This window comes from Pseudomonas reidholzensis (genome assembly GCF_900536025.1).
Taxonomy (GTDB): domain Bacteria; phylum Pseudomonadota; class Gammaproteobacteria; order Pseudomonadales; family Pseudomonadaceae; genus Aquipseudomonas; species Aquipseudomonas reidholzensis.
In genome coordinates this window covers 61,384-70,548 of sequence record NZ_UNOZ01000027.1, presented here as the reverse complement: position 1 = coordinate 70,548, position 9,165 = coordinate 61,384, and the positions used below count along the sequence as shown (strand labels likewise).

Sequence of the window (9,165 nt, the reverse complement as noted above, 5' to 3'; positions counted from 1 at the left end):
CGGTAAGCATCCTGCTTTGCCAATCGGAAGTGGGCAAGAAGCTAAAGGATCGTGACCGCAGGGGCTGACAGGGGAACCGGGGACAATGCCCGTCAGGGCAAATGCCGGGGCCGTGAGGCGGCCCCGGCGGAGGGCTCAGAGACGCCGCCGGGTGGCAAGCTTGGGGATGGTCGTCTCGGGGATCACCACCTGCACCTGCTCGAGCCGGGTACTGGCCGCCAGCCCGGCCAGGGTCGGCTGGCTGAACAAGGTGCGCGCATCGACGTGCAAGCCGGCCTGGCGCATGCGCGCGACCAACCCCACCGCCAGCAGCGAATGCCCGCCGAGCTCGAAGAAGTTGTCATCGCGCCCGACCTGCTCGATCTTCAGCACCTGCGTCCAGATCTCGGCCAGGGCCGTCTCCAGCTCGCCCTGTGGCGCCTGGTAAGCGCGGCTGATCACCGACTCGGCGCCCGGTGCCGGCAGCGCCTGGCGGTCGACCTTGCCATTGGTGCTCAAGGGCAACACGGCCAAGGCGACGAACGCCTGCGGCACCATGTACTCCGGCAAGCGCGCCAGCAGGTGGCTGCGCAGCACCTCCAGGGCCGGCGCCGGGCGCCCATCGCGGCAGGTGAAATAGGCCACCAGGCGCTCCTCGCGCATCAGCACCACACTCTGGCCGACGGCCGGATGCTCACCCAGCAGCGCCTCGATCTCGCCCAACTCGACCCGCAAGCCACGCAACTTGACCTGGAAGTCGTTGCGCCCGACGAACTCCAGCTCCCCGTCCAGGCGATAACGCACCAGGTCACCGGTGCGGTACAGGCGGTCCCCCGTGACAAACGGGCTGGCGATGAAGCGCTCGGCCTGCAGCGTCGGCAGCCCAAGGTAGCCGCGCGCCACGCCGACACCGCCGATATGCAGCTGACCGATAGCGCCCAACGGAACGGGTCGGTCGTGGGCGTCGAGCACATACAGACGGGTATTGCTGATCGGCCGGCCGATCGGCGGTGGCAGGTCGGGCAGCGGCTGATGCGGGTGCAGGGTCCAGGCGGTGCTGTCGACGGTCGCCTCGGTCGGGCCATAGACGTTGTGCACGCGCACCTGCGGCAGGCGTTCGCGCACGCTGCGCAACAGCGCCAGGGTCAGTTCGCCACCGCCACAGAAGATCTCGCGCAGGCTGCTGCAGCGCTCGACCCCCGGTTGCTCGAGAAACTGATGCAGCAGCGCCGGCACGAACTTCACCGTGGTCACCTGGCGCGCCTGGATCAACTCCACCAGATAAGCCGGGTCGCGGTGGCCATCGGGCCGCGCCAGCACCAGCCGCAGCCCCGCCACCAGCGGCCAGAACAGCTCCCAGACCGAACCGTCGAAGCTGAACGGCGCCCGTTGCAGCAAGGCATCCCCCGCCTGTGGGGGACAGATCAGCGAGCCCCAGTGCATCAGGTTGCACAGGCCGCGGTGCTCGACCATCACCCCTTTGGGCGTGCCCGTGGAGCCCGAGGTGTACATCACGTAGGCCAGGTGCGCAGGGCCCAGGCCGGCAACCTGTGGGTTGTCCTGCGGGTAGCCAGTGGCCCCGTCACGGTCGAGGTCGAGCAGCGGCGCCGGCAACTGGTCGAACAGGCCCAGCGTGGCGCCGTGCACCAGCACCACCTGCGGTGCGCTGTCGTCGAGCATGAAACGCAAGCGCTCGCTCGGGTAGCCTGGGTCCATTGGTACATAGGCGCCACCGGCCTTGAGCACCCCGAGCAGCGCGACGATCAGCGCCTCACCGCGCTCGACGCACACCGCCACCCGGCTGTCGGCCTCGACGCCCCGCGCGATCAGTTGATGAGCCAGGCGGTTGGCCTGGGCATTGAGGGTCTGGTAATCCAGGCTGGTGCTGTCGGTCTGCAACGCTATCGCGTGAGGCGTGCGCCGCACCTGGGCCTCGAACAGCGCTGGCAGCGTCTGCTGCACGGGGCTGTGCGGGTCATCGCTGGCATTGAACGCGTGCAGCAGGCGTTGGAGTTCGCCGGCGGGCACGCTGCACAGTGACTGCAAGGGCATGCCGGCGCCTTGCGCCAGGGCCTCGGTGAACCTGGCCAGCGTAGTCGTCAGGTAGTCCGTTACGCGCTGCGCGCCGATCGCGCGCGGGGCCCGCAGCGCAACCTGGACGCCCTGGGCGTGGTCATCCACCGTCAGCACCAGGGCATGGCTGAGCACTTCGCTGGCCTCGAGCAACTGCACCCCCGGCAGCACCTCGGCCTGCAACAGGCCGCCTGAGCGGTAGTTGATCAGGCTGTGGAACAGCGGCGTGCCGGCCGGCAGGCCACTGCAACGCTGGGCCAGCAGCAACGGCGCGTCTTCGTGGCCGAGCAGGCCGGCGAGGCGTGCATGGGTCTCGCGCAAGGTTTGCGCAACGCTGCCCTGGGCCAGGTCGACCCGCAGCGGCAGGCTGTTGATGAACATGCCCAAGGCGCGATCGGCGCCCTCACCGGCCATGGCCCGGCCGAGCAATACCGTGCCGACGGTAACCTGGTCCTGCCCCGCAAGCGTGCCCAACACCTGTGCCCAGGCCAGGTGAAACAGGCTGGCGAGGCTGACGCCCTGTTGCCGGGCCTGCTCGCGCAGGGGCTCGATGAGGCTCGGGTCAAGGGGCTGGGTGTGGGTCTGCAAATCGTCTTCATCGACCGGCACACCGCCCAGGCCTGGGATCGGCGCGGGCGCCTCGACACCGGCCAGCTGTGCCCGGAAGAACGCTTCGTGGCGGGCCTGACGCGCCGCCGCGCCACTGCGTGCGACGTACTCGCGGTAGGCCACCGGCGCCGGCAACTGCTCACTGCGCCCGTGCATGAACGCCTCCAGCTCGCCGAGCAGGACCTGGATCGACACCGCGTCGTTGATCAGGTGGTGGAAGCGCAGCAGGCCCAGCCAGCGGCCGCGCTGCGGGTCTGCGGCGCAGCCCAGCGCCATCATCAGCGCGTGACGCAGGTCGAGGGCGCTCTGGCCGGGGTCGTAATGACTGCGCAGCTGCGCGGCGACATCGGCGCTGGCAGGGTCGCACGCGAGCGTGTGCACCTCCAGGCGCGCCTGGCGCCAGACCACCTGCTGCGGCTGCTCGAGGTCTTCCCAGACCAGGCTGGTGCGCAAGATGTCATGGCGCTCGATCACCTGTTGCAGGGCCTGGGCAAAAGCCTGCAACTGGGCGTGGCTGGCGAAGGCGAACAGCGCCTGCTGCTGGTACGGGTCACGCACGTCGGTGACGTGGTGGTAGAGCAAGCCTTGCTGGAGCGGCGCCAGCGGGTAGATCTCCTGCACATTGGCGGCACCGCCGGGCACGCCGGCGACGATCCGCTCGATGGCCGCCTGATCCAGCTCGGTCAGTGCGAGCATGTCCGGGGTGATCCGCTGGCAGCCCGGCGGGATGCGGTTGGCCGGCACGCTCGGCGCCTCGCCGACCACCACGGCGGCGGCCAGGCTGGCCAGGGTCGGCTGACCGAACAGCACCTGGGCGTCGGCCTGCAAGCCTTGCTCACGCATGCGCGCGATCAGTTGCACAGCCAGCAGCGAATGGCCGCCGAGCTCGAAGAAGTGGTCCTGGCGCCCTACCCGCTCGACCTGCAACAGCTCGGCCCAGAGCAGCGCCAGGCGCTGTTCGATATCGCCCTCGGGGGCTTCATGCAGGCGCTGTAACAAGGCCTCGGCGTCGGGCGCCGGGAGCGCCCGACGGTCGAGCTTGCCGTTGGCCGTGAGCGGCCAGGCCGCCAGGCATACATAGGCCACCGGCAGCAACGCGGCGGGCAGGCGGCTGCGCAGATGCGCGTGCAACGCCAGCGGCGTCACTGCCGCCGCGCCGATGAACCAGGCCTGCAACTGGCCTTCGCGCAGCAGCACCACGCACTCGCGCACCGCCGCATGGCTGGCCAGGGCCGCCTCGATCTCGGCCAGCTCGACGCGCACGCCGCGGATCTTCACCTGGTCGTCGTTGCGCCCGAGGTACTCCAGGGTGCCGTCGGCCAGCCAGCGCACCAGGTCGCCGGTGCGGTACAGGCGCGCGCCGGGTGCGGGGTGGAACGGGTCATCGAGAAAGCGTTCGGCGGTCATCTGCGGCCGGTTCAGGTAGCCGCGCGCGACCCCGGCACCGCCGACATACAGCTCGCCGGTGGCGCCGATCGGCAGCAACCGCTGCTGCGCGTCAAGCACGTACAGCCGGGTGTTGGCCACAGGTCGGCCGATATGCAGCGGGCCACCCGCCTCGACTTCACCGGCGCTGGCGACCACGGTGGCCTCGGTCGGCCCATAGTTGTTGATCACCCGGTAGCCACGCTCCCGCGCCAGCCGGCGCAGGCGGTCGCCGCCGACCAGCAGGGTGCGCAGGGTCGGGTGCGGTTCACCTTGGGCGAACGCATGCTCGGCCACCGGGGTGGGCAGGAAGCTGACATCCAACGGCTGCGCCCGCCACCAACGGAGCAAGCCGTCGATGTCCTCGGCACCGTCGCGCGGCGGTGCCAGGTGCAGGGTGGCACCGCTGCAGAGGGCGGGCCAGAGCTCCCAGGCCATGGCATCGAAGCCAAACCCGGCCAGGCACGACTGCTGGCGGCCGGGGCCCACGTCGAAGGCCTGGCAGTGCCAGTCGACCAGGTTGGCCAGGCTCTGGTGCTCGACCATCACACCTTTTGGCTGGCCCGTGGAGCCGGAGGTGTAGATGACGTAGGCAAGGTTGTGCGGGGCCTGGCAGGTGATGGCAGAGACGCTACCGGCCGCCTGCCAGTCGAAGCGGTCCAGCTCGATCTGTGGCAGGGCATGCTCAGGCAGGCGCCCGACCAGCGCCGACTGGGTCAGCAGCACCCGCGGGGCACTGTCTTCAAGCAGGTAGGCCAGCCGCTCATGCGGGTGTGCAGGGTCGATCGGCACATACGCGCCGCCCGCTTTGAGCACCGCCAGCAAGCCGACCAGGGTGTCGAGGTCACGGCGGGCGATCACCGCGACGCGTTGATCGGCCCCCACGCCCAGGGCGACCAGGCGCTGGGCGAGCAGCTCGGCGCGCCGGTCCAGCTCGCCATAATTGAGGCTGCGCCCGTCCTGCACCAGCGCCAGCGCCTCAGGCCGGGCCTTGGCCTGGGCCTCGACCCGGCGGTGGATCAGCCGTTCTGCCTGGGCTGCCAGGTCGGTATCGTTCCAGCGCTGCAGTTGCGTGTGCTCGCTGGCGGTCAGCAGGTCGAACTGGTCAATCCCCAGCTGTGGCTGGCTCAGCCCCTGCTCCAGCACGTGCAGCAGGCGCGCCGCCAGCGCCTCGACGTCTGCCGAGCTGAACCAGGCGCGGTTGTGCACCAGGTGCAGGCAGGCCTTGCCACTTTGGCTGTTGCTGCGCAGGTGCACGGTCAACGGTGTCGGCTCATGGCCGTTGCTGATCATCACCGTGTGCCCGGGGATCTCGCCGTAGCGCAGGTCATTGCTGTCCTCCTCGTAGGAGACCACCAGCTCGAACAGTTGCGCACGCGCTTCGCGCAGCACGCCAAGGCTGCGGTTCAGCTCGCTGAGGGCGAAGCGCTGGTGGCGAAAGTCCTGCTTGAGGGCGTCGCGAATGCCGCCCACCAGGTCGGCGAACGACTGGCTGCGGCCAAAGTCCATGCGCAACGCGCTGACCTGGGTGAACAGCCCCAAGGTCGCCTTGAAACGGGCATTGGCGCGGTTGCGCACCGGCAGGCCGACGATCCATTCGTCACGCTGCCAGGTGCGCGCGCAGCAGACGTGCAAAGCGCCCAGCAGCACATGGAAGGCAGACGCCTGCAACGTCCCGGCGAGCTGATGCATGCGTGCCAGCAGCGCGCTGTCGAATGGCAGCTCGAGTGCGCCGCTAGGGTCGCCGCTGGCGACGGCGCCGCGCTCACGCGGCAACAGCAAGGCATCCGGCAGCTGCTGGTACTTGCCCAGCCAATAGTCGCGGTCGCGGGCTTGTCGGGGCGATGCCTGGTAAGCGCCATCGTCATCGATGAACGCACGGTACGACGGCGCGCTGTCGGGCAACGGCTGGCCGTGTTCGAGGAGGCGGTAGTAGTCGGCAACCTGCTTGAACAGCTGGTCGACACCCCAGCCGTCGAGAATCAGGTGATGGGCCTGCACGGCGAACAGGTAGCCCTGGGCGTCGACGCGGATCAGCATCGCGCGCCACAGCGGGCTGCTGTCCAGCGCACAGGGCCGCTGCATCTGGGCGTTCAGCAGTGCCTGGGCAGCGGCGCGCGGCTCGGGGCCGTGCTGCACGTCCCACTCGATCAGCTCGACGGCCAGCGACGCGGCAAAATACTGGCGAGGCACCCCGCTCGGCTCGCTGCCCGTCACCAGCACCGTGCGCAGCGCGTCGTGCAGGCTCGCCAGGTGGTTCAGCGCCTGCCGCAACCGCTCGGCATCCACCGCCCCGGCCAGCTCGACATAGGCGCCAATGTTGTACAGCGGCGAGTCGCCATGGCTGATCTGGTCCAGCCAGATGTCGCGCTGGGCAGTGGTCAGGGCAAAGGTTTCGGCGGCGGGCATGGCTTGGCAGGTCCTTCTGAAGGGTCATCGGCGGATTCAAGCACCCTCGCCTCGGCCTGTATGGCCCCTGAAACCCGGACAGCCTGGCCCCCCAGCGCCGGGCGCTGAAAATCGTGTAGGAGATCTGCCATAGAGCAGCACCGGATCAAGCCTACGTCTTCGAGCATCAGCGCTGAAAGGTCGGGATCGTCTGCCTTTCTGACGTCAATTAGCTGGCTACCGATGCCATCAGCGATTGCAGCAGGAAACCCGCAACGCCCCAGCGGCGCGCGATTGCTGGCATTTTCTGTCCCGGATTTCCATTACAGACGTCGAACAGGCGCCGAGCTTGAATAGCGCCACACCATTGCCAGGAGTACTCGACCGCGAGACCACCCGCCGTAATGCCCGGAATCAAGGATGAGCCGACCTATGAAGCTGAACGACAGCCACGCACACCGCCCCGACCCACACCTCTATCTGCAACTCGGTGAGCTGGTCGCCAGCACCGGCGACGACAGCTTCGCCGAGCAGATGCACCGCCTGGTCGACGCCCAAGTGCCGATCCACCGGCTCGAACTCAGCGAATGGACCCTCGACCCGCGTCAGACCAGCGTCAGCCATATCAAGCTGCTTGGCAGTGCCGGCCTGGCGCCTGAGGCGCCGCCCGCGAACACCCTGCGCCATCCGCTGCTGCAAAGCATCATGCAGATGAAGGACCCGCTGCTGATCCAGTTCAAGGCTCCGCAAGACCCCGAGCAGGCCCGCCACGGCGCGCACCAGTGCCACCTGGTGTCGCGCAGCCGTGACCGGCGCTGGGTGATCGGCTGCCATCGGCTGCCCAGCCAGCGGGGCTTCTCGCTGGCCGAGCTGTCGCTGCTCAAGAACCTTTCCGACACCTTGCTGCCGCTGGTCGAGCACCACGGCCAGATCCTCGCCCAGGCCCTTGGCCGGGGCCTCGGCACTGCGCCGGCGGAACTGCAAAGCGGCTCGTTGCGTCAAGCCTTCGGCGAGCGCCTGGCGCTGGACGCGATCACCCTGTCGGCCCGCGAACAGGAAGTCTGCCTGGGCTTGCTGACCGGCGGCACGGTGCCGCAGATGGCGCACCAGCTCAACGTCAAGAACAGCTCGGTGGAAACCTACCTCAAGCGCGCCACCGCCAAGCTCGGCGTCAGTGGCCGCCACGGCCTGGCCAAATGGATGGCCGGCGCCTGAACCTGCAAGGGAATTGCTGATGCGCAGATCCACCCTCACCCTGCTCGTCCTGTGCCTGGGCGGCTGCAGCCTGGCTCCGGACTACCGGCGCCCCGCCGCGCCCGTTGCCGCCAGCTACCCGCAGGGACCGGCCTACGCAACCGTCAACACAGCCGGCGCCAGCGCCGAGGACTGGCGCGGGGTGTTCAGTGATCCGGCCCTGCGCCAGCTGATCGACCTGGCCCTGGGCAATAACCGCGACCTGCGGGTGGCGGCGTTGAACGTCGAGGCGTACCGCGCGCAGTACCGCATCCAGCGCGCCGACCTGTTGCCCAAAGTCTCGCTGGACGCTTCGGGCCAACGCCAGTACCTGCCACGCAACAGCACCGGCACCGGTGAGGGCGTGATCAGCTCGACGCAGGCCACCACATTAGGCATCAGCGCCTATGAGCTGGACCTGTTCGGCCGCGTGCGCAGCCTCAGCGACCAGGCGCTGCTGACCTACCTGGCGAGCGACCAGGCCCGGCGCAGCGTGCAACTGAGCCTGGTGGCCAGCGTCGCCAGCGGCTACCTGACCTGGCGTGCCGACCAGGAGCTGCTCGAGGTAGCGTTGCACACCCTCGCCGCAGACGAACAAAGCCTGCGCCTGACCCGCGGCCAGCGCCGCGTCGGCAGTGTTTCGGCACTCGAGCAGATCCAGGCGCAGACCAGCGTCGACAGCACCCGCGCCGCCGTGGCGCGCTACCGCCGGCAAATCGCCGAGGACCTCAACAACCTGGGCCTGCTGGTCGGCGCAAGCCTGCCCGATGCGCTGCCCGGCGCACCGCTGACCAGCGCACAGGTAGCACAATTGCCGGCGGGCTTGCCTTCGGCACTGCTGCAACGCCGGCCCGACATCGTCCAGGCCGAGTACGACCTGCTGGCCGCCAACGCCAACATCGGCGCGGCGCGTGCGGCGTTCTTCCCGAGCATCAGCCTGACCGCCAACGCCGGCACCACCAGCCCCGAGCTGTCCGGCCTGTTCACCGGCGGCTCCGGCACCTGGCTGTTCCAGCCACAGATCAGCCTGCCGATCTTCAATGCCGGCAGCCTGCGCGCCAGCCTCGACGCTGCGCGGCTGCAGAAGGACATCCAGGTGGCGCAGTACGAGAAAGCCGTCCAAGGCGCCTTCCAGGAAGTCGCCGACGGCCTGGCCGCGCGCGCCACCTACCAGCGCCAGGTGCAGGCGCAACGCGACCTGGTCGCCTCGACACAGCGCTACTACGACCTGGCGAACAACCGCTACCGCAATGGCGTCGACAGCAGCCTGGTGTTTCTCGACGCCCAGCGCGCGCTGTTCAGCGCCCAGCAGGGGCTGATCAACGATCGCCTGGCGCAGTTGCTGGCAGAGGTGAACCTGTATGCGGCGCTGGGGGGTGGTTGGGGAGAGAATGCCGGCCCTGTGCTGGGCGCGACGAATTGAGCCGCCAACCTGGAGCACAGCCTGAGCGGTTTTGC

Annotated in this window: 3 protein-coding genes; 2 read left to right on the top strand and 1 reads right to left on the bottom strand. The window is 69.0% G+C overall.

Annotated features, from left to right (window positions below; all coding sequences use genetic code 11):
- Positions 1–135: 135 nt before the first annotated feature.
- Positions 136–6,495 carry a non-ribosomal peptide synthetase gene (locus CCOS865_RS17580; RefSeq protein WP_119143114.1) on the bottom strand — a complete coding sequence of 2,120 codons (6,360 nt, stop codon included), beginning with the start codon at positions 6,493–6,495 and terminating at the stop codon, positions 136–138.
- Between the two features lie 411 nt (positions 6,496–6,906).
- On the opposite strand from CCOS865_RS17580, the gene CCOS865_RS17575 reads away from it, so the two are divergent.
- Both CCOS865_RS17575 and CCOS865_RS17570 read left to right on the top strand, forming a co-directional pair.
- Positions 6,907–7,689 (top strand): helix-turn-helix transcriptional regulator, encoded by a 783-nt coding sequence (locus tag CCOS865_RS17575; RefSeq protein WP_119143112.1) that lies wholly within the window; start codon positions 6,907–6,909, stop codon positions 7,687–7,689.
- A gap of 19 nt (positions 7,690–7,708) precedes the next feature.
- Positions 7,709–9,130 (top strand): efflux transporter outer membrane subunit, encoded by a 1,422-nt coding sequence (locus CCOS865_RS17570; protein ID WP_119143110.1) that lies wholly within the window; start codon positions 7,709–7,711, stop codon positions 9,128–9,130.
- Positions 9,131–9,165 lie beyond the last annotated feature (35 nt).